The organism is Maribacter algarum (ex Zhang et al. 2020) (genome assembly GCF_005885635.1).
In the GTDB taxonomy this organism is placed as follows: Bacteria; Bacteroidota; Bacteroidia; order Flavobacteriales; family Flavobacteriaceae; genus Maribacter_C; species Maribacter_C algarum.
Map to the genome: position 1 here is coordinate 370175 of NZ_VATY01000001.1, position 24461 is coordinate 394635.

The following is a 24461-nucleotide window of genomic DNA, read 5'->3' on the forward strand; positions in this document are numbered from 1 at the left end:
AGGCTGATTTTATGTCAATTAATCGTTAATTTTGCTCGACTAATTTGTATATCATTTATGAAAACGGACGTGTTTGCATCGCGCCATATTGGCATTAGGGAAGAGAATATTCAACATATGTTAAAAGAGGTGGAAGTTGAAAATCTGGAACAACTGATTGTTGAAACCATTCCTGAAGATATTCGACTAAAAGAGCCATTGGAACTTGATACTCCGATGAGCGAACACGAGTTTCTAGGTCATATTGAAGCCTTATCAAAAAAGAACAAGGTTTTCAAGTCTTATATTGGTTTAGGCTATCATGAAAGTTTGACCCCTTCAGTAATCAAAAGGAATATTTTGGAAAATCCGGGTTGGTATACGGCATATACCCCCTACCAAGCAGAAATTGCACAAGGGCGGTTGGAAGCCTTATTGAACTTTCAAACGGTTGTTTGTGATTTAACCGGAATGGAATTGGCAAATGCTTCGCTTTTAGATGAGAGCACTGCAGCCGCGGAAGCAATGACCATGCTTTTTGATGTTCGAAGCCGAGAGCAGAAGAAAACCGGAGTTTTAAAATTCTTTGTTTCCGAAGAAATTTTACCTCAAACGCTCTCCTTGTTAAAAACACGTGCCACGCCTTTGAATATCGAGTTGGTAAATGGTAATCATGAAGAATTTGATTTCTCCAATGATTTTTTTGGGGCCATTTTACAGTACCCGGGTAAATACGGACAAGTACATGACTACGCCGAGTTTACGGCAAAGGCAAAACAAAATGATATCAAGGTTGCGGTTGCGGCCGATATTTTGAGTCTTGCACTTTTAAAGGCACCTGGTGAATTTGGTGTTGATGTAGTCGTAGGTACTACGCAACGTTTTGGAATTCCGTTAGGCTACGGAGGACCTCATGCAGCGTTTTTTGCAACAAAGGAGGCTTATAAGAGAAATATCCCAGGTCGTATCATCGGGGTTACTATGGATACCGATGGTAAACCGGCCCTGCGAATGGCTCTGCAAACAAGAGAACAACATATCAAACGTGATAAGGCGACTTCGAACATCTGTACGGCCCAGGTATTGCTAGCGGTAATGGCAGGCATGTATGCAGTTTATCATGGCCCAGAAGGACTGAAATACATCGCGGATAAAGTCCATAACAAAACAAAGATATTGAGTGAAGCTCTACAAAACCTGAGCATTACCCAACATAACACAGCATACTTTGACACTATTAAGGTTAGTGTTGAAAATGCCCAAATAGTGCGTGAAGCTGCAGAAAAAGCTGAATTAAATTTCAATTATATTGATGACAAGACAATTTCAATTTCTATAAATGAAGCAACTTCGTTTAAAGACATTATTGCTATTGTTAAAGTCTTTAAAATTTTGAAAACCAAAGTCATTAATGAGGATTTCTATGCAGAAGCGGACAAAATTACCGCTATCCCGGCCTCTATTCAAAGAGATTCGCCTTTTCTTCAAAATGAAGTGTTCAATTCCTATCATTCGGAAACCGAGTTGATGCGCTATATCAAAAAATTGGAGCGTAAAGATTTAGCTCTCAATCACTCTATGATTTCTTTGGGAAGCTGTACCATGAAATTGAATGCAGCCTCAGAAATGTTACCCCTTAGTATGGCGAATTGGGGCAATATTCATCCTTTTGTTCCAATAGAACAAGCTGAAGGGTATCAAATCATGTTGAAAGAATTGGCCAAAAATCTCACGGTTATTACCGGATTTGCAGATACTTCCCTGCAACCAAATTCTGGTGCACAAGGTGAGTACGCTGGTCTGATGGTGATTCGCGCTTATCATGAATCAAGAGGTGAAGGAGATAGAAATATTTGTATTATTCCGGCATCTGCTCACGGTACTAACCCTGCGTCTGCGGTAATGGCGGGAATGAAAGTAGTTGTCACTAAAACGGATGAAAGAGGCAATATTGATGTCGCTGACTTAGAAGAAAAAGTGACCCTACATTCGGAAAATTTGGCTGCGTTAATGGTCACTTACCCTTCAACACATGGGGTTTTTGAATCATCAATCAGACATATAACAAAACTAATTCACGACCATGGTGGACAGGTCTATATGGATGGAGCCAATATGAATGCACAAGTAGGACTCACAAATCCCGGGATGATTGGTGCAGATGTTTGTCACTTAAACCTTCATAAGACCTTTGCAATTCCACACGGTGGCGGCGGACCAGGAGTCGGACCGATTTGCGTTGCTGAACAATTAGTACCTTTTTTACCTGGAAATCCTTTGGTAAAAACAGGTGGTGACCAAGCCATAACGGCAATTTCGGGTGCCCCTTGGGGTAGCTCTTTGGCTTGCTTGATTTCTTACGGATATATCAAGATGTTAGGTGAAAACGGATTAACAGATTCTACAAAAATTGCCATTCTTAATGCAAATTATATTAAAGAAAGATTGGAAGGCAAATATGATGTGCTTTACACTGGCGAGCAAGGTCGTGCAGCACATGAGATGATTATCGACTGTAGACCCTTTAAAGCCCACGGAATTGAAGTTACCGATATTGCAAAGCGTCTGATGGACTATGGTTTTCATGCGCCAACGGTTTCATTTCCAGTGGCGGGAACCATGATGATTGAGCCAACAGAAAGTGAAAGCCTTGATGAAATTGACCGTTTCTGCGATGCTATGATAGCCATTCGGGAGGAGATTGATGAAACGCAATTGGAAAATCCCAATAACGTTTTAAAAAACGCACCGCATACTATGAGTATGATAACTAGTGATTCTTGGGAGTTTCCATACAGCAGGCAAAAAGCGGCATTTCCATTATCCTATATCGAAGATAATAAGTTTTGGCCCTCGGTTCGCCGTGTAGATGATGCCTATGGCGACCGTAATCTCATTTGTACTTGTGCGCCGATTGAAGCGTATGCAGAAGTAGAGTAAGCTCAATAAAAATAGTACTTTCAAGCCTTTTTCTATTTTGAGAAAGGCTTTTTTTATGTTTCGAAAGGAAGCAAAGTGGTGTTGACCGTCGTATTAAATATTATGCACGCATAATATTTTTAGATTTTTAGAGTATGTTTATTCGACCAAAAACCATAAGTCACATGCAAATCGCAATCACAGGTACCGGCAGCTACATACCAGAAACAGTGGTTGAAAACCAAGATTTTGAAAAACACGAATTTCTAAATTCTGACGGTTCTTCGTTTAAACACGATAATCCTGTAATCATTGAAAAATTTAAAGCCATTACTGGTATAGGTGAACGACGCTATGTAGCCAAAAACTTGAATACCTCCGATATAGCCTTTCTTGCAGCCGAGCGAGCTATAGCGGATGCAGGAATTGACAAAGAGGACTTAAATTACATTATTCTTGCACATAATTTCGGCGATGTCGCTTATGGCCAATCTCAGGGAGATACCTTGCCAAGTTTAGCAACCCGCGTAAAACATCATTTGCGCATCAAGAATCCGAAGTGCGTCGCATATGACCTGATTTTCGGCTGTCCCGGATGGATTGAAGGTGTAAATCAGGCCAATGCATTTATCAAAAGTGGAATGGCCAAAAAGTGTTTGGTAATTGGTGCCGAAACGCTTTCACGAATAGTGGACCCCTATGACCGGGATTCAATGATTTATTCCGACGGTGCTGGTGCAACAATTATAGAAGCAAAAGAAAATGCAGGGCAAATTTTATCTTGCGCAAGTGCAACCTATGCTCACGATGAGGCTTTTCTTTTATTCTTTGGAAAGTCATATAAAAGTCCATCGGATGCTACGCGTGCCGACCGGCAGGAAAATACAAAGTACATAAAGATGTATGGTCGAAAAATTTATGAGTTTGCGGTTACATACGTTCCCCAAGCCATGGATGATTGTCTAAAGGATAGTGGGGTATCAATAGCTGATATAAAGAAAATATTCATACATCAGGCCAATGAAAAGATGGATGAAGCCATCGTAAAACGATTTTATGGTCTTTATGATATGGAAATGCCAGAAGGAATTATGCCAATGAATATTGGGAAATTAGGCAATAGTTCGGTGGCCACTATACCTACTCTTTTCGATATGGTTCGTAATGGAAAGTTGGAAAATCAATCTATTCAAAAGGGAGATGTTGTTATCTTTGCAAGTGTTGGCGCAGGTATGAATATAAACGCCATTGTATATAGGGTTTAAAGTTTAAGGTCCCATGGTAAAGGTTCGGTAAACTTATAAACCCTGAACATAAAACCTTGAATTCTCTAGATGTACGAAAAGACTTTTCCGAATAAACGTTTTCAAAATACACTTTCCTTTCTGCAAAAACATATATCAACAGATGAATCTATTTTAGATTTGGGTGTATCAAATCCCTTTTCCGAAATAATGACCAGAGAGGGTTATTCTGTACAAAATACCTTAGGAGAAGATTTAGATATAGAATTTTCCTCGGTCCAAAATTCAACCGCTCAAGTGGTCACCGCTTTCGAAATTTTTGAACACCTCATAGCTCCCTTTAATGTATTAAGAGAAATTAAGGCGAATAAACTGGTTGCTAGTATTCCTAGGCGCTTATGGTTTTCTCCTGCATACCAAAGTAAAACGGATCCTTGGGATAGACATTACCACGAATTTGAAGATTGGCAATTTGATTGGCTGCTCGAAAAAGCGGGTTGGACGATAAAAGACAGTGCTAAATGGACTAACCCAGTCAAAAAAATTGGAATACGCCCTTTACTCCGAAGTTTTACACCTAGGTATTACATCGTTTATGCTGAGCGTAAGTAATTCCAAGATTAAAATCCCAAATTCCAATGTATATTCTTGGAAGTAGCATTTGGAATTTGTTATTTATAATTTGGTGCTTGTAATATGAAATATTATATAATCATTCCCGCGCATAACGAAGAAGCCTTTTTGGCCGACACGCTAAATTCTATTCTAAGACAAAGTTTAAGGCCGCAAAAGGTAATTGTCGTAAACGATAATTCTTCAGATGGAACGGAAACCATCATAAATGAGTTCACAACGTTAAGTCCTATTTTCTCAAAATTGAATACGGCCTCTTCCGAAATTCACATGCCCGGTAGCAAGGTCGTAAATGCATTTAACAAAGGTTTAGCTATTTTGGATGATAATTATGATTTTATGGTAAAGCTTGATGCTGATATCATTCTACCCGATAATTACTTCGAACGTATCGCTTATATTTTCACTGGAAACCCTAAAGTGGGTATCGCCGGAGGGTTTATATATGAGAAAGATGCAGAAGGTAGATGGAAATTGAATCACCCAATGAACAAAAACCATGTTCGCGGGGCATTTAAAGCCTATTCTAAGACATGTTTTAAAGCCATAGATGGACTTAAAGCAGCAATGGGATGGGATACTATTGATGAGCTTTTAGCACAGTACAACGACTTCGAAATCTTTACCGATGATAGTCTGCACGCCAAACACCTAAGACCAACTGGTCACTCTTATAATGAAAAAGCAAAATTGCTTCAAGGAAAGGCCATGTACGCCATGCGCTATGGCTTTTGGATTACCTTTATTGCTTCTGCAAAAATGGCTTGGAAAGTCAAAAAGTGGAAACGCTTTATTGATAACTTCGAAGGATACTATACTGCAAGAAAAGAAAAGGAACCATTTTTAGTAAACGAAGAACAAGGAAAGTTCATTAGGAATCTACGCTGGAAAAACATAAAGAGAAAACTCTTTTAAACAAAAACGTCCCACAAGTTGCGAGACGTTCTTAAAGTATATCTAATTAAACTTCCTAAAAACCTAGCTCTTGTTTTACTTCTGGAAGTAAATCTTTTCCTTTAAATACTATGAGTCCTCCAGGTTGTTGAGCGTCTAATACGTAGTCAAAACCTTGAGCGGCTGCAACTTTATCAATGGCTGCTTTGGCTCTTTCAGAAATAGGTGCAAATAACTCGGCTTGCTTCTTTTGAATCTCCTGTTGCGCAGCTTGTTGCGCCTCACCGATACTTTTTTCAAAACCTTGAAGTTCTAAAGCTCTTTTCTGGTTCTCCTCTTCAGTTTTTGCTCCAGCTTCATTTTTATACAATGTGTACTTATTCTGCAATTCTGTCATCGAAGCTTGAATATCTGCTTGATACGTTTCAGAGAGTTTCTTTAATTCAGATTCAGCAGCTTTCATTGCTGGCATGTCAGCTAATAATTTCTGAACGTCAATGTGAGCTACCTTGCTCTGGGCGTTTACAAAACTTGATGCCGCGATGAACAAAACTAGTGCTACAGCAATCTTTTTTAAATGTTTCATGAGTTTAATTTTAAAATTTGAGTGTTAATTTATGTTAGTGAAAATAATATTTATCCGTTTTCTGAATTGTCTTCAGTATCTTTTTTTCGTTCCTCTTGCTTCGCCTTCTTCTTTGCTTCGCGCTCTTCTAGTAATTTCTTTCTTCTTTCTTCATATGCCTTCTTTCTTTCTTCCCTCAACTTCAGCTGCTCAGCTCTCTTTTCATCAGCCGTCTTATTTCTTGCGTCGGCCGCTTTCTCCGCCTGCTCCTTTCGAGCCTTCAACTCATCGCTCATTTCCTCAACTGGCTCTTCCTCATCTTCAAACCGACTTTTCCGAGGTGCCTTTTTCTTAGGAGCACTCACCTTTCTAGTTCGTGCTATACCTCTCAAAATCTGGTCACTAATATCGTGTCTTTTCTGGGAATACAACATTACGACATCCGCTGATTTATCGAAAATAAAATCATATTTTTTATTCGTTCCTATTTTCTGTACTTCATTGAAAACTTGATCTTGTATTGGTTGTATCAATTGTCGTTTTTGTAAAACCAAATCTCCCTGTGGACCAAAACGATCTTGTTGATAATCAAACATTTCTTTTTCAAGAATCTGAATTTCCTCTTCCCGCTCTGAAATCAACTCATCGGTCAACAAAACTTTTTCAGCCATGAGATCTTTTTTCATTTGCTCAACCGAATTTTGCTTTTGCTCGATTTCTCCTTTCCATTTTTGCACTTTCGTTTCCAATTGTGCCGTTGCATCACGATACTCTTCTACGTTCTCCAAGATATATTCCATATCTACATAAGCTATTCGAACTCCTCTTTGGGCAAAGGTGTACGAAGAAAAAAGTACAGCTATCAGTACAATAAGAACTTGTGTTTTTGCTTTCATTTTTGATTTCGTTTTATCCTATAGAAAATATCGTGCCAAAAATACTAAAACTTTATAAATGAGCGCTTTAGATTTTGATACGAAGCTATTAAATCAAAACTGTTGGCCGATAATGAAGTGTGTTTGCCAGCCACTCGGCCCATTGCCAATAGATTGTGGTCTTAAGTCCTCATCAAACCCATAACCAAAATCTATCCCCAATAACCCAAATGCAGGCATGAAAATACGGATCCCCACTCCAGCCGATCGTTTAATCTGAAACGGATTAAACTCCTGAAAATTGTTGAAAGCGTTACCTCCTTCTAAAAAAGCTAGTCCGTAGATGGATGCTGAAGGTTTTAAAGTTAGCGGATATCTAAGTTCTACGGAGAATTTATTGTATATCAAACCACCCTCCTGCTGACCGGTTAATTCATCAACTGGGGTAAGTGATTGGTTTTCATACCCTCTTAATTGAATGATATCTCGACCGTCTAAGGTAAAATTACCTAGACCATCACCACCCACAAAAAATCGTTCAAAAGGGACATCACCTACATCATTATTATAGTTTCCTAAAAACCCGAACTCTACATTTGTTCTTAAAACAAGTGATTTATCAGCACTACCGACTAAAGTGGTATACCAATCTCCTTTGAATTTTAACTTATAATATTCCAACCATCGAAATCGCTCTTGATCTGAATTTTCAAGTTCAGCAGATTCTTCAGCTGATAAGGTTTCGCCTTGTTGTAAAGTCGATCTTTTAATATTAAGCTCTTCACTTCGGTCTCTGAGTGACTCAAAATCCTTGTCACTAAAAAGGGAATAGGGAGGTGTAAACTTGGCCGTTATCTCAAAATTCGACCCTCCTCTTGGGAAAATTCGCCCACCAGAAGTTGCATTCCTAGAAATACCCAAGGTATAGGCAATCGAATTTGATTTGCCATTACCAAAATTGAATAGGCCAATATTATAGTTCCTAAAATCATAAAGCTGATAACCCAAAGAGTGAGAAATGGTAAAAAAATCATCTGGCCATTGTACTCGCTTTGCTAGACCGAGAGTTGCTCCAGTTATAGAAAACTGTTGCTCTTTATTCGGTTGAAATCTACCGCGATTATCTCTAGTAACACCAAATTGCTGTGTTCTAGACACCGATAGGTTAAATCGTACGGGCTTTTTACCCCCTAACCAAGGTTCAGAGAAATTAAGACTGTAGACCCTAAAGGTTCTACTTGCTTGAAGTCTCAAAGCAAAGGTTTGCCCATCACCCATGGGCACTGGCTTGTATGCCTCACCCTTTAAGATATTACCAATAGAGAAGTTACTAAATGAAAGACCTAGCGTTCCAATAAATCCGCCACCGCCATAACCACCTTGTAATTCAATCTGACTTGAACCAGATTCAACCAAGCTATAGGCCAAATCTACGGTACCTTCATTTGGATTTGGGTTCTGAATATCCGGCTTAATCTGCTCAGCATCAAAATAACCCAATTGACCTAGCTCTCGAATACTACGAATGATATCAGACTTGTTATACTTCTGACCTGGCCGGGTACGGAGTTCTCTAAAAATTACGTGATCGTTTGTTTTTTCATTACCAGTTACCGTAACATGGTCTAAGAATGTCTCTTTGCCTTCAATAATTCGTATCTCGAAATTTATGGTGTCATTCTCCGCAGAAACCTCAACCGGATTAATACTTGAAAAGAGATACCCGTTGTTCTGATAAGCGCTTGTAATATCCTCTGCGTCTGGTTTTGAATCATCGGCAATTCTTTTTCGAAGTAAAACACCATTATAGGTAGAACCTTTTTTTATTCTTAAAAAGCTATTCAGCTGCCGATCCGTATAAACACTATTACCAACGAAATCAATATCACCAAAATAGTACTTATTACCTTCCTCGACTTTGATCTTGATATCAATATTGTTTTCATCGACGTTTACTATAGTATCGGACAAAACTCTTGCGTCTCTGTATCCATTTTCTGCATATTTATCCACAAGTAGGTCGAGGTCATTGTCATAGTCATCTTGAATATACTTGGACTTTTTCCAAAAACGACCAAACTGTCTTTTCTTCGTTTTCTTTAAGGCTTTACGAAGTTTCTTAGCCGGCAACTTTTCGTTGCCTTCAAATACAATATCATTGATTTTTACCTTATCTCCCTTTTTAACATTGACTACCATAGAGCGAGTATTGGTATCAACCGTATCTTTAGCCGTCGCAATATTCACCTTTGCATTTAAATAGCCCTGCTTCTTGTACTTGTTCTGAAGGTAGTTTTTGGTATTCGCGATTAAACTTTCAGTTATTTTCTTTCCTTTTTTAAGGTCGGTATCCTTAAGGATTTCATCTACTTTTCGCTTCTTCACCCCGTATACCGTTACCTTAGACAAGGTTGGCCTTTCGTTGATTACCAGCTCTAAAAAGATTTTCTCTCCTTCAACATTCGTAATAAAGAAGTCGATATTCGTAAAGAGCTCTAAACTCCATAACTTATTGATAACCGCACTTATCTGATCTCCAGGCACCGTTATAGGCTGTCCAACACGTAAACCCGTATATGTCTTTACAGTTTGCTCGTTATAACTTTGAAGTCCGGTGACTTCAAGACCACCGAGAATATATTTTTTACCATTCTCATACGAAGCGCCTTCTTGAGCGCTCAAATTAATCAAGGTAAAAAGTAGTAGGAGTGTAAATAAGAATTCAAGGGATATGAATTTTTTCATACCGCTAGTTGAGTTGTTCGCTAGTTTTTCCAAATCGTCTTTCTCTGTTCTGGTAGTTTTGAATGGCCTGTACTAAATGTTCTTCGCTAAAATCGGGCCAAAATACGTCTATAAAATATAATTCGGCGTATGCTATTTGCCAAAGTAAAAAATTGCTGATTCTATGTTCTCCGCTCGTTCGTATTAGCAAATCTACATCGGGCAAATCATGCGTGTAAAGATGGTTATTAATAATCGTTTCATCAATACTTTCAATAGAAATTATATTATTTTTAACTTTGGTACTTATCTGTTTTACAGCATTTTTAAGCTCTTCGCGGGCACCATAGCTAAGTGCCAGCGTAAGCGTCATTCCCGCGTTTTTTCTTGTTTTTTCCATTACCTCTATCAACTCTTTTCGTGCCTTATCTGGTAAGGAATCGATATCACCAATAGTGTTCAACCGAACATCATTTTTTATGAAAGTTTTAAGTTCTTTCTTAAGGGAAGAAACTAGAAGACGCATTAGTGTATCAACCTCAAGCTTGGGTCTTTTCCAGTTTTCTGTTGAAAATGTATAGAGCGTAAGATATTCTATTTTAAGCTTCACACAGTTCTCAACAGTTGTCCGAACCGTTTTTACACCATTTTCATGCCCAAATACACGGAATTTTCCTTTTTGCTTTGCCCATCTTCCATTGCCATCCATAATTATGGCAATATGACGCGGTAGGTTTTTTTCAGTTATGTCTGCGATTGTGTTCATTTAGAATAAATTCCAAAATTCAAAAAAAACAAATTCCAAAAGAAACTAGAAAGTTTCTGAGGCATTATTTTGAGACTATGCGTTAAATCAAGGGATTAACTTCAAATTTACTCTCTGCTAAAAAGCGGTGCAAATATAAGCAGACATTTTGGACAAGACGTCACGGAATTGCAATGATTACGAAGAAATTACTCAAAACAATCCATACAAGGCTTTCTGCCGAAGGTATATGTGAAAGTTATGCCAGAAAAAACGTACCAATCATCGCTGAAGATATTTCCGAAAGCGGGATTGATTTGCTGCGCAACGGTTGATTTAGTGGGATTGCTCGCATCTAAATTATCAGTAAACGTGTAACGCGCACCGATTTCAGCTCCCAAAATAAAAAGCTCGCTTATACGGTATTTAAAACCCACTGTCATAGGAATAGCAAGAGAACCATCTCTTTGATTTAGCCCATCTTGCAACCTTCCGGCGTCGAAGTAATTGTAATCGTATCGAAAATAGGTCAATCCGGTATATAAATAAGGAGTAAAAGCTGGGCCTAATTTATGTAAGTTGTATTCTACGAAGTTGAATTCTAATCCGGCAGAAGCTTCTAAAATCGAATTTCCTACCACATAACCTCTTTGTTGTCTCGAAGAGATACTTGATTTTGAATCGTCAGCTGTAAACTTTCCATAAATAACACTACCACGCCAAGCATACCGTTTACTTTTATTCCACTTAAACAATCCTCCTACGGCAAAATTAGAGGGTAATATAAAATTAGTTCTGCCTACATCTCCAATATTATTGGTTCCACCGCCAAACACGCCGATTTCATAGGTTTGGGCACTCAGGCCCATCCAAATAAAAAAAAGGATACAAAAGAGACAACTCCTCATAGGTTATAAAAGTTTGCAAATACAACAATTGCAATAGCTAGGACTAGTTCATTTGCCATACTACTGTTCTCACTTGATAAACAGCGTTTAGGAGTTTTTATTGTTTCTGGGATGTTCAATTACGCCTGTCTTCGCCCCAAAGCAATTTATTGCGAAGCGTTTTTAAAAAGCTTTCTGAAGTATACTCAATCATTTTAATGGTAAATGGTGCTTTTCGAATTCTAAGTTCTGTTCCATTGGCCACGGATGCAATTCTGGAATCTAATGAAACCAAATGATTTTCCTCTCTACCTGATACTTTTAACCGTATCTCTGTTTCGTCTGAAATAACGAGGGGCCTTGCATTTAAGTTATGTGGAGCAATAGGGGTCAGAACAAGAGACTTCGCCGTTGGAACAATTACGGGACCTCCACAGCTAAGTGAATACCCTGTTGAACCGGTAGGTGTAGAAATGATAAGTCCGTCAGCCCAATATGAGGTCAAGTACTCATCATTAAGAAAGGTTTCAACGGTAATCATCGACGTGGTATCTTTTCTACTCACGGTGACTTCATTAAAAGCAAAATTAAGTTCACTAAATTCAGGAATGCCCGAATCTTTTGTTACCTCTACTAAACTTCTTTCTACAACTGTATATGCCCCCTGAACAAATTCTTGAACTACTTTTCGAACATCTTCTTTTTTGAAGGTGGAGAGGAAACCTAACCTTCCTGTATTCACCCCAACAATGGGAATACCTTTATCTTGAACATAAGTAGTGGCTCTTAAAATAGTACCATCACCACCAAAACTCACAAACATATCGAAAGATGAGTCGAGCCCCGAAGAATCAGTAAACCTTGCATATGAATCCGTATCGTAGTTTTCGGATAAAAGTTCGAGGAAATTTTTCTCAATTGCTATTTCAGCGTCAACCTTTTGTAGCTCGTCTATAAGTTCAACCACATAAGCTATGGCATTGTCTTGATAGGTTTGACCGTAAATGGCAACTTTCATTCCTTATACATTTAGATATTTATCCAAATAATCAGAGCGTTGCTTTAAATCTTCAAGGAATTGATCATCATGGTTTCCAAAAAGAATATTGTAGTTGTAACGTCGAAACGTTTGGGTAATCTCATTGAAGTTGGTTGTACCTACCTTTATAGTAACCTGTACAACATCGTTTTGCATCTCGGTTATAAATCCTCCTATAAACCTAGCATTATTGCTTTCAACAATCTGCGCAATTTCACTAAATGAGTAATCTTTTATTCCTTTTGAGACCACTAATATACCGCCAGGTTCTGTAAAGAAAGGGGTATCTATGAAAACACCCATAAAATCCGTCAGGTCATAATAGCCGATTACCGTTTCACTGGCACCCAAAATAGGCAGCAAATTTGCCTCATTTCTAGAAAACATCTCCAATACATCAAGCCAATTCGTATCACGCCGAACGAAAAAGGTTTCCAAGTTATATCGATAATCCTCTATTTTGTCTTCTATTTTAAAATTTTCAAGGTCATCTTCACTCAATACACCTAAAAATCTATCCTTTTCAACAACAGCAACATGTGAATAAGTATGGTCTTTGAAAAACTGAACTACTTTTTCAAGGGAATCTCCAACTTTGAAAATCGGAATATTGGGCAATATGTGGTCGTGGATCTTCATAGGTTAAAATATAACGCAAAATACTAATTAATAATATCAAAAGGTGTGCCTAATTTGTATTTTTACCACCTCTTAGAAAGACATCGAATTTATGACACACTTAAGCGTGAATATTAACAAAATTGCCACTCTGCGTAATGCCCGTGGCGGGAACGTACCTAATCTTTTAAAGGTTGCCGCAGATATCGAAAGATTTGGTGCCGAAGGCATTACCATTCATCCTAGGCCCGATGAAAGACATATTCGATATCAAGATGCTAGGGATTTAACGAAGGTAGTTACCACCGAGTACAACATAGAAGGTAATCCCAACCCTAAGTTTATTGATTTGGTTCTGGAGACGAAACCAACACAGGTAACCTTGGTTCCTGACGCCATTGACGCCATTACTTCAAATGCCGGATGGGATACTATTGCTCACAAAGACTTTCTCAAGGATGTTATCAAAACATTCAAGGAAAACGGAATTCGTACTTCAATCTTCGTAGATGCAAATACCAAAATGGTTGAAGGTGCTTCGGAAATCGGTACTGACCGAATAGAACTTTATACAGAAAGTTATGCGAAGGCATTTGATGAAAATAAAAAGGAAGAGGGAATATCTCCATTTATCCGAGCAGCTATAGTTGCAAACTCTTTGGGTTTAGGTATTAATGCCGGCCATGACTTGAGCTTGGACAATATTAAATACTTCAAAGATAGTATTCCGCATTTATTGGAAGTTTCAATTGGTCATGCACTTATTTGTGAATCGCTTTATTTTGGTTTGGACAACGTTATTAATATGTATCTCAACAAATTGAAATGAGTGACTTGTTACATTCAAAGATTTTAGGATCCGGAGAACCGCTGGTAGTTTTGCATGGTTTTCTTGGGATGAGCGACAACTGGAAAACACTAGGAAGTAAATACTCGGAAAATGGATTCGAAGTACACCTCGTCGATCAACGGAACCATGGAAGGAGTTTTCACTCAGAAGACTTTAACTATGATTTTTTGGCGGCTGATTTAAAAACCTACCTTGATTATCACCAAATCGAAAAAGCGAGTATTATTGGACATTCCATGGGCGGAAAGACAGCAATGCAGTTCGCCTGCGACTTTCCTAATTTAACAGAAAAGTTAGTAGTAGCCGATATTTCTCCAAAATACTATCCCCCTCATCATAACGAAATAATCAACGGTCTAAATGCATTAAATTTTGAGTTAATACCTTCACGAAGTCAGGCCGACCAAGAGTTGGCAAAGCATATTGCCGAGCATGGCACACGACAATTTTTACTTAAAAATCTGTATTGGGTAGAGAAGGGACAACTTGGCTTTAGATTTAACTTGGAGGTATTGAGCACTAAAATGGAAGAAATAGGCGAAAACATATCTGCAATTTCCAATTATGATGGGCCCACTCTTTTTTTAAAAGGTGACAAGTCAGAATATGTAGTTGCTGCCGATCTACCTGAAATCAAAATACACTTTCCAAATGCGGAATTGGATACAATCGAAAACGCCGGACATTGGCTGCATGCCGAAAATCCAAAACAATTTTTTGAAAAATCGATTGCTTTTTTAAATTCATAAAAAAAGAATCAATTTATTATGCATGCATAATTTTTTAGTCCAAATTATTGCGCGTCTGATAATTTTGGTTAATTTTGATTTTACACGACTTAACTCAAAAAATCAAACATGAAAAAGTTCCTTGCATTACTAGCATTTTCGAGCTTGCTATTCGTTTCTTGCCTAAGCGATGATGCTCAACCCCCAGTATTCGAAGTACCCACGCCACCGGCCATTAATTTCACAAGTGGCGAAGCTGATTTTTCAAAATTTGTTTCTGTCGGAAATTCATTAACGGCAGGTTTTTCAGATAACGCCTTGTTTATGGAAGGGCAAACAAACTCTTTTCCGAATATGATGGCTTCTAGCTTTGCTCAAGTTGGTGGAGGTGCGTTTACAATACCTTTTATGGCTGACAATTTAGGCGGGGCCACTTTAGGTGGACAACCAATTCTTGGAAATAGACTGTTTTTGTCCTTCGCTTCAGGCTCTCCCCTACCCACTCCGGTTAGTGGGACTGGAAGTACCGAAATTTCATCTGTATTATCCGGACCTTTCAACAATATGGGTGTACCCGGCGCTAAAAGTTTTCACTTGTTAGCTCCTGGTTACGGAAATGTAGCCGGTGTTCCTATTGGAGCTGCAAACCCATACTATGCAAGAATGGCCTCAAGTCCTAACGCAACAGTCTTAGGTGATGCCGCTGGCCAAGCACCAACTTTCTTTTCACTTTGGATAGGAAATAACGATATTTTAAGTTTCGCTACCTCTGGAGGATTAGGAGTTGACCAACAAGGTAATTTTGACCCCAGTACATATGGCGGTACTGACATAACTGATCCAAACGTATTTGCCCAGACGTACAATGGTATTTTACAAACTTTGACCGCAGGTGGTGCAAAAGGGGTTATTGCTAATATTCCAGATGTCACTTCCATTCCATATTTTACAACAGTACCCCATAATCCAATTCCACTGGACGCAGCTACAGCAGGAGCAGTTAATACCGCCTATGCAGCTTACAATGGAGGGCTAGCCCAACTACAACAACTGGGGGTGATTTCTGCTGAGGAAGTTGCTCGAAGAACAATATCATTTAGCGAAGGAGCAACAAATGCCGCAGTTATTATTGATGAAGATTTAACTGACCTGACTTCTTTCAATCCAGCTTTGATTAACATGCGTCAGGCCACGGCAGATGATTTGATGGTTCTTGTCGGACTTTCTTTCATAGGTACATTAGCCGATCCAAATAATCCTGCCTCTGTAAATGGGGTCGGGGTTCCACTTGGTGATCAATGGGTACTCACGCCAGAGGAACAAGCAAGCGTTTCACAGGCGCTGTCAGCGTACAATGAAACCATAGCTGCGGCAGCTGCGACTTTTGATTTGGCATTTGTTGATGCAAATGCTTTTCTCAAAGAATTGAAAGCAGGTGGTTTCCCTCTTAATGATGGCACCACAGTTACGGCTACTTTTGGTACTGGTGGTGGGTTTTCACTTGACGGAGTACATCCTTCACCACGTGGTTATGCTTTGTTGGCCAATAAGTTTCTCGAAGAAATAGAAAATAAATATGGAGCTACTCTACCTGAAGTAGAGCCTGAGGCCTTCACTGGTGTATATATAGAGTAGTCACTCAAATACTAAAAGTTTTACTAAAAGGTATCGTAATTTTTCGGTACCTTTTTTGCGTTAGTCAATATTCATTAAAAAATCTAAATCATGAAATTTATTCTAAGACTACTTTTAAGTGCCCTTGCCGTGGTCGTGTTATCAAAGGTACTACCTAATGTTTCAGTAGACACCTATACCACTGCTCTAATTGTAGCAGTTGCATTAAGCCTTTTAAACTTTATCGTAAGACCTATTTTAGTGATTCTTACACTACCCGTGACCATATTGACCTTCGGGCTTTTCCTTTTGGTTATTAACGCAATAATTATAAAGCTGGCAGATCATTTTGTAGATGGTTTTACCGTCGACGGATGGCTTTGGGCAATTGTGTTTAGCTTGCTTCTATCCTTACTGCAATCCATTTTGTTTTCTATTTTGAAAAGCGACAAAAAGAAGTAGAAAACGATTGTTTTTCAGCAACTTAAAAACTTGGTAGGATATAGAATTTGTACTACTTTTGCATCCCATTTATTTAAGCAATAATACTAGTATAAGATGAATATTACCAAAGAGCAGATTGACGATTTGAATGCAGTAGTTAAAGTAGCCGTGACTAAGGATGACTACCAAGATAAGGTTGATAAAATTCTAAAGGATTATAGAAAGCAGGCAAATATTCCCGGTTTCAGAAAAGGTCAAGTTCCAATGGGTCTTATCAAGAAACAATACGGAAAGGCGGTTTTGGTTGACGAAGTGAACAAGTTGATCCAAGATAATTTGAATAAATACTTGACCGAAGAAAAACTTGATGTTCTTGGAAACCCCCTTCCGAAACAACAAGATGGCTTTGATTGGGATAAGGAAGATTTCGATTTTGAATTCGAACTGGGTTTGGCCCCGAATTTCGAAGTTCCTTTGAAAACAAAAAAGGCAATTACCCATTATAAAATCGTTGCTGATAAAAAAATGGTCAACGAGCAAGTCGAACGTATTCAAAAGCAATATGGTAAACTCGTTAGTAAATCCGAAGTCAGTAAGAAAGACGAAGTAACCGGAACTTTCAAAAACGAAGAAGAAGAAATAGACAACAAAACAACTTTAGAGTTCAACATGCTGAAAAGTAAAAAGGCGATTGATATCCTTGTTGGAAAAAAAGTTGGCGATGTTGTTAGCTTAAAGATTAAAGGACTTTTTAAAGAGGATAACTTCTTGACAAGTGTTTTAGGCGTTTCTGCGGATAAGGCTGAAAAACTAAACATTGAAGTTTCCTTCACAATTGAAGAAGTCAATGAGAGAGAGCCCGCAGAACTAAATCAAGAGCTATTTGACAAATTGTTCGGCCCGGATGCAGTGAAATCTGAAAAAGAGTTGAAAGAACGAATCAAAGAAGATTCTGAAAAACAATTCGAGCAGCAGTCTGATCAAAAATTATTGAACGATGTCACCGAATATTTCATTGAAAATACCAAGTTTGATTTACCAAGTGGTTTCTTAACCAAATGGATTCAGATGACCGGCGAAAATCCTTTAACCGAGGAGCAGGCAAGTGAAGAGTACGAAAAATCAGAAAAGGGACTCCGCTACCAACTTATAGAAGGAAAGGTAATTAAGGATAATGATGTTCAAATTCAGTTTGATGAATTGAAGGAATTTGCGAAAGGGTTTATCAAATCGCAAATGGCCCAATACGGACAGTTAAATCCTGCAGAAGAGGAATTGGATACTATTGCTGCACGAGTAATGAGCAATCAAGATGAAGTTAAAAGACTATCAGAACAATTGATGAGTCAAAAGCTTTTGAACCTTTACAAAGAAAAGGCGAACTTGAAGACTAAAGAGGTTACTTACGAAAACTTTGTTAAGGAGGTTTACGGATAAGTTTCCGAAAAATAATAAGTATATTTACGGTGCCGAAAATGTTCTTTTCGGCACCTTTTTTATCTAAAAAATTGAACGACAGCAAATGGATTACGGAAAAGAATTCAAAAATTACGCTATAAATCATCAAGGTATCAATAGCATGTATTATGATAAAATCATGAGTAGCATGTATCCTACGAATATGACTCCAAATATTATTGAGGAACGTCAATTAAACGCCATTGCCATGGATGTTTTCTCGAGGCTAATGATGGATCGTATTATTTTTCTTGGGACAGGGATTAATGATCAGGTAGCGAATATTGTACAAGCACAATTATTATTTCTTGAAAGCGCGGATGCCTCTAAAGACATTCAGATTTATATCAACTCCCCAGGTGGAAGTGTTTATGCCGGATTAGGTATTTATGACACTATGCAATTCATAAAACCAGATGTAGCAACTATCTGTACAGGAATGGCCGCATCTATGGGAGCAGTACTCTTATGTGCGGGAGAAAAAGGAAAGCGAAGTGGACTTACTCACTCTCGCGTTATGATTCACCAACCTATGGGTGGTGCCCAAGGTCAGGCAAGTGATATCGAGATTACCGCTCGTGAGATTTTAAAACTCAAAGAAGAGCTTTATGCAATTATTGCTGACCATTCTGGTCAGACAATCGAGAAAGTTCATGATGATAGTGATAGAGACTATTGGATGAAAGCTGATGAAGCCAAGAAATATGGTATGATTGATGAAATTTTAGTAAGAGATAAAGACTAATTTCGACGAATACCCTAAAATTGTTTATATCTGAGGCCTATTTGATGAACCAAAAATCAAATTACAGCGTTAGTATCTAATAATACGATAGGACTATTATGGCAAAAGAAAACTTAGAGTGCTCATTTTGTGGAAGAAAAAAACCAGAAACCAATCTTTTGATTGCTGGTTTAGATGCCCATATTTGTGACCGCTGTATTGAGCAGGCACATGGCATAGTTGCGGAAGAGTCCAAACAAACAAAAACCAACGACTTATCTTCAGAGTTGGTTTTAAAGAAACCTCTGGAAATTAAGGAATTCCTTGACACTTTTATTATTGGTCAAGAGCGTACCAAGAAAGTAATGTCGGTTGCTGTCTACAATCATTATAAAAGGTTGTTACAACCAAAGGCGAAGGAAGATGATATTGAAATACAAAAGAGCAATATCATCATGGTGGGTCAAACTGGTACGGGTAAAACCTTAATGGCTAAAACCATTGCCAGAATGCTCAATGTTCCCTTAGCCATTGTAGATGCTACCGTACTTACTGAAGCAGGATATGTTGGTGAAGATGTTGAGAGCATACTAACACGTTTGTTGCAAGCAGCAGATTACAACCTTGAGAAAACCGAACGTGGCATCGTTTTTATTGATGAGATTGATAAAATAGCTCGAAAGAGTGATAACCCTTCTATTACCCGTGATGTATCGGGAGAAGGTGTACAACAAGGTTTACTCAAGCTTTTAGAAGGTACAGTTGTAAATGTACCACCTAAAGGAGGAAGAAAACATCCAGATCAAAAATTCATAGAGGTTAATACTGAAAACATATTATTTATAGCAGGAGGCGCTTTCGACGGAATCGAAAGAGCCATCACCAAGCGTTTGAATATGCAAGCCGTAGGTTATAGTGCTTCAAAGGCAGATGAAAACCTAGATGAAAGCAATATTTTACAATATATTATCCCAAAGGATTTAAAGGACTTTGGATTAATTCCAGAGATTATAGGAAGGCTTCCTGTATTGACACACATGAATCCGTTAGACGAAAAAACACTTCGTGCGATTCTTACCGAACCAAAAAATGCTATTATCAAACAGTATGAAAAACTGTTTCATATGGATGGTATTTCTTTTACCATTACTGACCAGGCATTAGAGTACATCGTCAAGAAGGCAATAGAATATAAATTAGGAGCAAGAGGACTTAGGTCATTATGTGAAGCTATCTTCACCGATGCCATGTTTGAGATGCCCAGCAGTGGTGAAACCGAATTTAAGGTTACCAAACCCTATGCTGAAGAAAAGCTATCTTATGAAACTATTAAAAAACTAAAGGCAGTCTCTTAGAGACTGCCTTTAGTTTTTTATCAAATAACGATTTCGAACTAAGCTATCTTAATTTGTATCGTTTTTTCTTCTTTTTGTTTTTTGGTAACGTTATTTAGGAGGTCTAAACAAATCCTACTAATAATTTTTTCATCTGCATACATTGTATGGCCAAAACCTGTAATAAGGTCCGACTTCACGCCAACTTTTTGATGCCAGTCTAATTTAGGTCGATACACATCCTGATCACCGAATAAAGAAACTGTTTTACATTCAGGTTTCGATTCCTCTGCCCGAATTCGAGTGGAAGAAACCGTATAAAGTGATTTCATAGGAAGACCCATCAATCCAGCTTTCCAAGCTATCGTACCACCTATACTAAAACCAAGATAATGAGCCGCCTCTGTTTCTTTTTTCAACAAATGTGCAACAGCCGTATCAATACCTCCTTCAACAAAAGCCCTATGTACATTTTCAGTGGTTTGAACCTTCACGTCAATATTCGAAAGTTGTTGAATATCGTAATAGGTTATATCATAATATTGTTGCAAATATCCCAGGTAAGAAGTTATCCAGAGACCTTTTTTGGCACCCCACATATCAGATAATATTACTAGTTTTTCGGCCATAATGATAAGCTTATATTAGTTGTTCGGTTAAGCGATGGAGCTAATTTGAGCATTAAACGTTCGAATTCCTTATTTATTTGTTGAGGTGGGATAATTCTTCGACGTAGTACGTTTTATCCGATGAACCATGTGTTTATTACGTTTACCGTTGAATTGTGAAATGTATTCCGCAATTGATATCAAAATTGGATCTTATAACTTTCAGAGGACTTTTATAGTTTCTGTAGGACTAAACTAAAACCGCTTGCCAACGGTTATCCCCAATCTCGGATAAACATCAGGAAAATTTGAGAAGTAACCTTCAGTATCCGTATTTGTATCTTCATTCAGATTCCAGCCACCACCAGCAACAATTTCTAAACTCCAATTCTTTCGGACCATAAATTTGGCGCCAACAGCCAAACCTATGCCTAATCCAGTTTCTTTGTCCGTTTCATCAAACGAATCCCTAGAAAAAACCAGACTATTAGCTTCAAAGAAAAATCCTGCAGCAAGTTTTCTACCTAAATAATACCTATAATATGGTAAAACAGCAAAATCATAGGTCAAAATATCCGTAACATAGTTCGATTCTTCAGCTATAATGAAACCCCCAATGGTCAAACCGATTGCTGATTTATCTCCTATTATTCGTTCATAAGACAATTCTGCGTAACCTCCGGGTAAATAAAGTGCGTTGACCTTCATTTCATTTTTAACATTATCAGTCTTGATTGATACTTGTGAGAAAAGTTGACATGCGCTTAAGCTCATTAAAAGAATCCAAAAAGTTTTCATGATTTTTAGTTTTAAAGTTTTCTCAAAACTAGAATAGGTAACAAAAAAGGAGTCCGAAATTATCCTATTTAGAGGAATTCGGACAACCTTTTCTGTTATTTGGAAGTAGACTTTCTATAGGTTGTAGGAGTTTGCCCAGTAAATTTCTTAAACGCGGTATAAAACGTAGATTTCGAATTAAATCCACATTCTAATCCTATGGAAACAATAGTATACCCTTCAAAATCTGGATTCGCCAACAACTTTTTGGCATCAGTTACACGCAACGAATTGATGTAATCTGAAAAATTTTTTCCACTGAGCTGGTTAATCAACATGGAAAGCTTACTTGTGCTTATCTCCAATTCTTCGGATAGTTTTTCCAAACTTAAATAAGGATCTAAGTACTTTTGATTATTGACCACATAATTATTCATCTCATTAAAGACCAAACTTTCCCGCTCCCCTTTTTTGAAGTCTATGCCCCTATCAGTAGATACTGTTCCGGCAGTTTTATTCACTTCCCTTATCTTCTTCCTTAGGCTTTTTCTGTCCTGAAGGACTACGAATCTAAAGAAGCCTTGATATCCTATCCAATAAATAAAAATCGAAGTCCCTAAACGTAAAGGATAATAACTATAGGGAGCCTTAATAGTTTCTGACACAAAGTTCAATAGCACGGCTATTCCCCATAAAACCAAAACAATTCCTCCCAACTGAATTAGGCGTTTAATCCATTTTAAATCATCATAGGCTAGGATAGACGCATATAGTTTTTGATATCTAAAAAGGACTTTCAAAACATGATAAAAAATGAATATAGAAAAACCCAAGGTTAATGCGTCCTCAATGGCATTGTACAGTTCAATGTACTGAGGGTCTAAAGCTCCACTTGTTATCCGAGATATTATGATTGCTCTTGCAACCAGCTCCAAAACAAATACAAGAGCGGTGAGCTTAAAAAAAGGTTTTCGTTTTTTTTCAATTCCCAGATAATTGACCAAAAAGGCATGAAACATCGGCGCCAAAAGCACGTAAAAAGGGATTGTGTAGTAGTAAAAAGCTATAAAGCCCTTATCAATTAACCATGATTGTAAATTGTTCAGTGATAGAAAGAATACAAAGAGATTTAAAAAAAGAACAGGTGATTCTATCTTCTTACGTGAAAGAAAGGTTGCTGCATTGAAGATGAAGCCCTGTACTGAACCTGCTATCATCAAGAAATTGAATACAGCAGTCATTGGCTAGGAATTCATATTTAAAAGCTCTTCTAGGTAATCTCGTTTATTACTAAGCCTTGGGATCTTATGTTGCCCACCGAGCTTGTCTTTTGACTTAAGCCAATCGTAAAACAAATTCTCACGTGCCATATGAACCGATGGCATATTTAAAGTAGTATTGTTATATCGCTTTGCTTCGTAATCAGAATTCAAAGATTTCAATGCGTTATCAAATATCTCGGTAAAATAATCTAGTTTTTCAGGAGGTTTTCTGAATTCTATTATCCATTCGTGCGCACCTTTTTCTTTGCCAACCATAAAAATTGGTCCAGCAGTATAGTCTTTAATTTCTGCACCGGTCTTGCTACACACACTTTTTAAGGCCTCTTCGGCATTTTCAATAATCAATTCTTCCCCGAATACATTGATATGGTGTTTGGTACGACCAGTTACTTTAATTCGATAAGGATCAGTGGAAGTAAACCGAACCGTATCACCAATCTTATAGCGCCATAAGCCGGCATTTGTAGTAATAATTATAGCGTAGTTAATGTCTTTTTGCACTTCCCAAAGAGGAATTGCTTGTTCTGTTTCAGTACCGAAGACATCCATGGGAATGAACTCGTAGAAGATTCCATAGTCCAACATCAACAATAAATCATCGGCATTGTTGCGGTCTTGGATGGCGAAAAAACCTTCGGAAGCATTGTAAATTTCATAGTATTTAAAGCTTTTCCTCGGAAGCAATTTCTGATACTGTTCTTTATATGGGTTGAAACTTACGCCCCCATGAAAGTATACTTCCAAATTTTCCCAAACTTGAAATAAATGGTCTTTCCCGGTTTCATCCAGTACTTTATTTAGAAGAACAAGCATCCAAGAAGGTACTCCTGCTAAACTTGTAACATTTTCTCGGGTACTTTCGTCTATAATTGCCATGAGCTTGGACTCCCACTCTCCCATCAATGAAACCTTATTACTAGGTGTACTACTGAATTCTGCCCAAAGTGGCATATTATCAATTAAAATCGCAGAAAGGTCTCCGAAGGAAGAACCGTTGTCTTCGTACAATTGTTTACTACCACCCAAACGAAGGCCTTTACCGGTAAAAAGCTGAGAGTTCTCGTTATTGTTCAAATACAGACACAACATGTCTTTACCCGATTTGTAGTGGCAATCTTCCAAAGCTTCCGCACTTACCGGAATAAATTTGCTTTTTGCATTCGTCGTACCACTACTCTTCGCAAACCACTTTATTGCCGTGGGCCAAAATACATTTTGTTCTCCACGTCGCGTTCGTTCTATATTCGGCTCTATGTCTTCATAAGAAACGATAGGAACACGTTCTCGAAAGGTTTTATAATTTTCAATGGACTCAAAATCATGACGCTTGCCAATCTCTGTGTCTTCAGCAATTTCCAGCAGTTGTTCCAAAACCTCTTCCTGTACCTCGGCTGGGTATTTCAAAAAAAGCTCTATCTGATGATAGCGCTTTTTAAGCAACCATGAAGCAATGGAATTGAATAAAGGTATTGGCATTTTGGGTATCTTTGGCTATTACGTTGTGTAGCTAAAAATAGCT

Annotated in this window: 22 protein-coding genes; 11 read left to right on the forward strand and 11 right to left on the reverse strand. The window is 38.0% G+C overall.

Annotated elements, in window-relative coordinates:
* Positions 1-57 precede the first annotated feature (57 nt).
* The 4 genes from gcvP to FEE95_RS01705 all read left to right on the forward strand — a co-directional run bounded on the left by gcvP (position 58) and on the right by FEE95_RS01705 (position 5690).
* Positions 58-2919 (forward strand): aminomethyl-transferring glycine dehydrogenase, encoded by a 2862-nt coding sequence (gene gcvP, locus FEE95_RS01690; RefSeq protein ID WP_138656096.1) that lies wholly within the window; start codon positions 58-60, stop codon positions 2917-2919.
* A gap of 164 nt (positions 2920-3083) precedes the next feature.
* The gene (locus FEE95_RS01695) at positions 3084-4163 is read left to right on the forward strand and encodes a 3-oxoacyl-ACP synthase III family protein (RefSeq protein WP_138656097.1); all 1080 of its coding nucleotides are present in this window, start codon (positions 3084-3086) and stop codon (positions 4161-4163) included.
* A 69-nt stretch (positions 4164-4232) separates the two neighbouring features.
* Complete coding sequence (locus FEE95_RS01700; RefSeq protein ID WP_138656098.1) at positions 4233-4754, forward strand: methyltransferase domain-containing protein; 522 nt, start codon at positions 4233-4235, stop codon at positions 4752-4754.
* Between the two features lie 84 nt (positions 4755-4838).
* Entirely contained in the window at positions 4839-5690 is an 852-nt protein-coding gene (locus tag FEE95_RS01705; protein ID WP_138656099.1) for a glycosyltransferase family 2 protein, read from the forward strand.
* A gap of 55 nt (positions 5691-5745) precedes the next feature.
* On the opposite strand, the gene FEE95_RS01710 is transcribed toward FEE95_RS01705, so the two are convergent.
* From FEE95_RS01710 to FEE95_RS01740, 7 genes are all read right to left on the reverse strand, one after another.
* Positions 5746-6255 carry an OmpH/Skp family outer membrane protein gene (locus FEE95_RS01710; protein WP_138656100.1) on the reverse strand — a complete coding sequence of 170 codons (510 nt, stop codon included), beginning with the start codon at positions 6253-6255 and terminating at the stop codon, positions 5746-5748.
* Between the two features lie 50 nt (positions 6256-6305).
* A complete protein-coding gene (locus FEE95_RS01715) occupies positions 6306-7130 on the reverse strand; it encodes an OmpH/Skp family outer membrane protein (RefSeq protein ID WP_138656101.1) in 825 nt (274 codons plus the stop codon).
* Between the two features lie 93 nt (positions 7131-7223).
* Positions 7224-9854 (reverse strand): outer membrane protein assembly factor BamA, encoded by a 2631-nt coding sequence (gene bamA, locus FEE95_RS01720; protein ID WP_138656102.1) that lies wholly within the window; start codon positions 9852-9854, stop codon positions 7224-7226.
* Positions 9855-9858: 4 nt separating this feature from the next.
* The gene (locus tag FEE95_RS01725) at positions 9859-10599 is read right to left on the reverse strand and encodes an isoprenyl transferase (RefSeq protein WP_138656103.1); all 741 of its coding nucleotides are present in this window, start codon (positions 10597-10599) and stop codon (positions 9859-9861) included.
* 188 nt (positions 10600-10787) lie between these two features.
* Positions 10788-11486 (reverse strand): type IX secretion system protein PorG, encoded by a 699-nt coding sequence (gene porG, locus FEE95_RS01730; protein ID WP_138656104.1) that lies wholly within the window; start codon positions 11484-11486, stop codon positions 10788-10790.
* A 115-nt stretch (positions 11487-11601) separates the two neighbouring features.
* Positions 11602-12483 (reverse strand): NAD kinase, encoded by an 882-nt coding sequence (locus FEE95_RS01735; RefSeq protein ID WP_138656105.1) that lies wholly within the window; start codon positions 12481-12483, stop codon positions 11602-11604.
* A gap of 3 nt (positions 12484-12486) precedes the next feature.
* Positions 12487-13143 carry a CBS domain-containing protein gene (locus FEE95_RS01740; protein ID WP_138656106.1) on the reverse strand — a complete coding sequence of 219 codons (657 nt, stop codon included), beginning with the start codon at positions 13141-13143 and terminating at the stop codon, positions 12487-12489.
* A gap of 91 nt (positions 13144-13234) precedes the next feature.
* Here FEE95_RS01740 and FEE95_RS01745 point away from each other — a divergent pair, with 91 nt between their 5' ends.
* The 7 genes from FEE95_RS01745 to clpX all read left to right on the forward strand — a co-directional run bounded on the left by FEE95_RS01745 (position 13235) and on the right by clpX (position 20295).
* The gene (locus FEE95_RS01745) at positions 13235-13951 is read left to right on the forward strand and encodes a pyridoxine 5'-phosphate synthase (protein ID WP_138656107.1); all 717 of its coding nucleotides are present in this window, start codon (positions 13235-13237) and stop codon (positions 13949-13951) included.
* The gene (locus tag FEE95_RS01750) at positions 13948-14721 is read left to right on the forward strand and encodes an alpha/beta fold hydrolase (protein ID WP_138656108.1); all 774 of its coding nucleotides are present in this window, start codon (positions 13948-13950) and stop codon (positions 14719-14721) included. Before FEE95_RS01745 ends, FEE95_RS01750 begins: the two co-directional genes overlap by 4 nt.
* Positions 14722-14829: 108 nt before the next feature.
* Positions 14830-16335, forward strand: a complete 1506-nt coding sequence (locus FEE95_RS01755; protein WP_138656109.1) for an SGNH/GDSL hydrolase family protein — start codon at positions 14830-14832, stop codon at positions 16333-16335.
* A gap of 90 nt (positions 16336-16425) precedes the next feature.
* On the forward strand, positions 16426-16776 hold the full coding sequence (locus FEE95_RS01760; RefSeq protein WP_138656110.1) for a phage holin family protein: 351 nt from the start codon (positions 16426-16428) through the stop codon (positions 16774-16776).
* Positions 16777-16872: 96 nt separating this feature from the next.
* Positions 16873-18195 carry a trigger factor gene (gene tig, locus FEE95_RS01765; protein ID WP_138656111.1) on the forward strand — a complete coding sequence of 441 codons (1323 nt, stop codon included), beginning with the start codon at positions 16873-16875 and terminating at the stop codon, positions 18193-18195.
* An 85-nt stretch (positions 18196-18280) separates the two neighbouring features.
* A complete protein-coding gene (gene clpP, locus FEE95_RS01770) occupies positions 18281-18961 on the forward strand; it encodes an ATP-dependent Clp endopeptidase proteolytic subunit ClpP (RefSeq protein WP_138656112.1) in 681 nt (226 codons plus the stop codon).
* Between the two features lie 98 nt (positions 18962-19059).
* Positions 19060-20295: an ATP-dependent Clp protease ATP-binding subunit ClpX gene (clpX, locus tag FEE95_RS01775; protein WP_138656113.1), complete on the forward strand. Its 1236-nt coding sequence runs from the start codon at positions 19060-19062 to the stop codon at positions 20293-20295.
* A 38-nt stretch (positions 20296-20333) separates the two neighbouring features.
* Here clpX and FEE95_RS01780 read toward each other — a convergent pair whose 3' ends face one another.
* The 4 genes from FEE95_RS01780 to FEE95_RS01795 form a co-directional block, all read right to left on the reverse strand.
* Complete coding sequence (locus tag FEE95_RS01780) at positions 20334-20903, reverse strand: hypothetical protein (protein ID WP_138656114.1); 570 nt, start codon at positions 20901-20903, stop codon at positions 20334-20336.
* A 234-nt stretch (positions 20904-21137) separates the two neighbouring features.
* Positions 21138-21680 carry a DUF3575 domain-containing protein gene (locus FEE95_RS01785; protein WP_138656115.1) on the reverse strand — a complete coding sequence of 181 codons (543 nt, stop codon included), beginning with the start codon at positions 21678-21680 and terminating at the stop codon, positions 21138-21140.
* Between the two features lie 95 nt (positions 21681-21775).
* A complete protein-coding gene (locus FEE95_RS01790; protein WP_138656116.1) occupies positions 21776-22900 on the reverse strand; it encodes a helix-turn-helix domain-containing protein in 1125 nt (374 codons plus the stop codon).
* 3 nt (positions 22901-22903) lie between these two features.
* Complete coding sequence (locus FEE95_RS01795) at positions 22904-24418, reverse strand: GH3 auxin-responsive promoter family protein (RefSeq protein WP_138656117.1); 1515 nt, start codon at positions 24416-24418, stop codon at positions 22904-22906.
* Positions 24419-24461 lie beyond the last annotated feature (43 nt).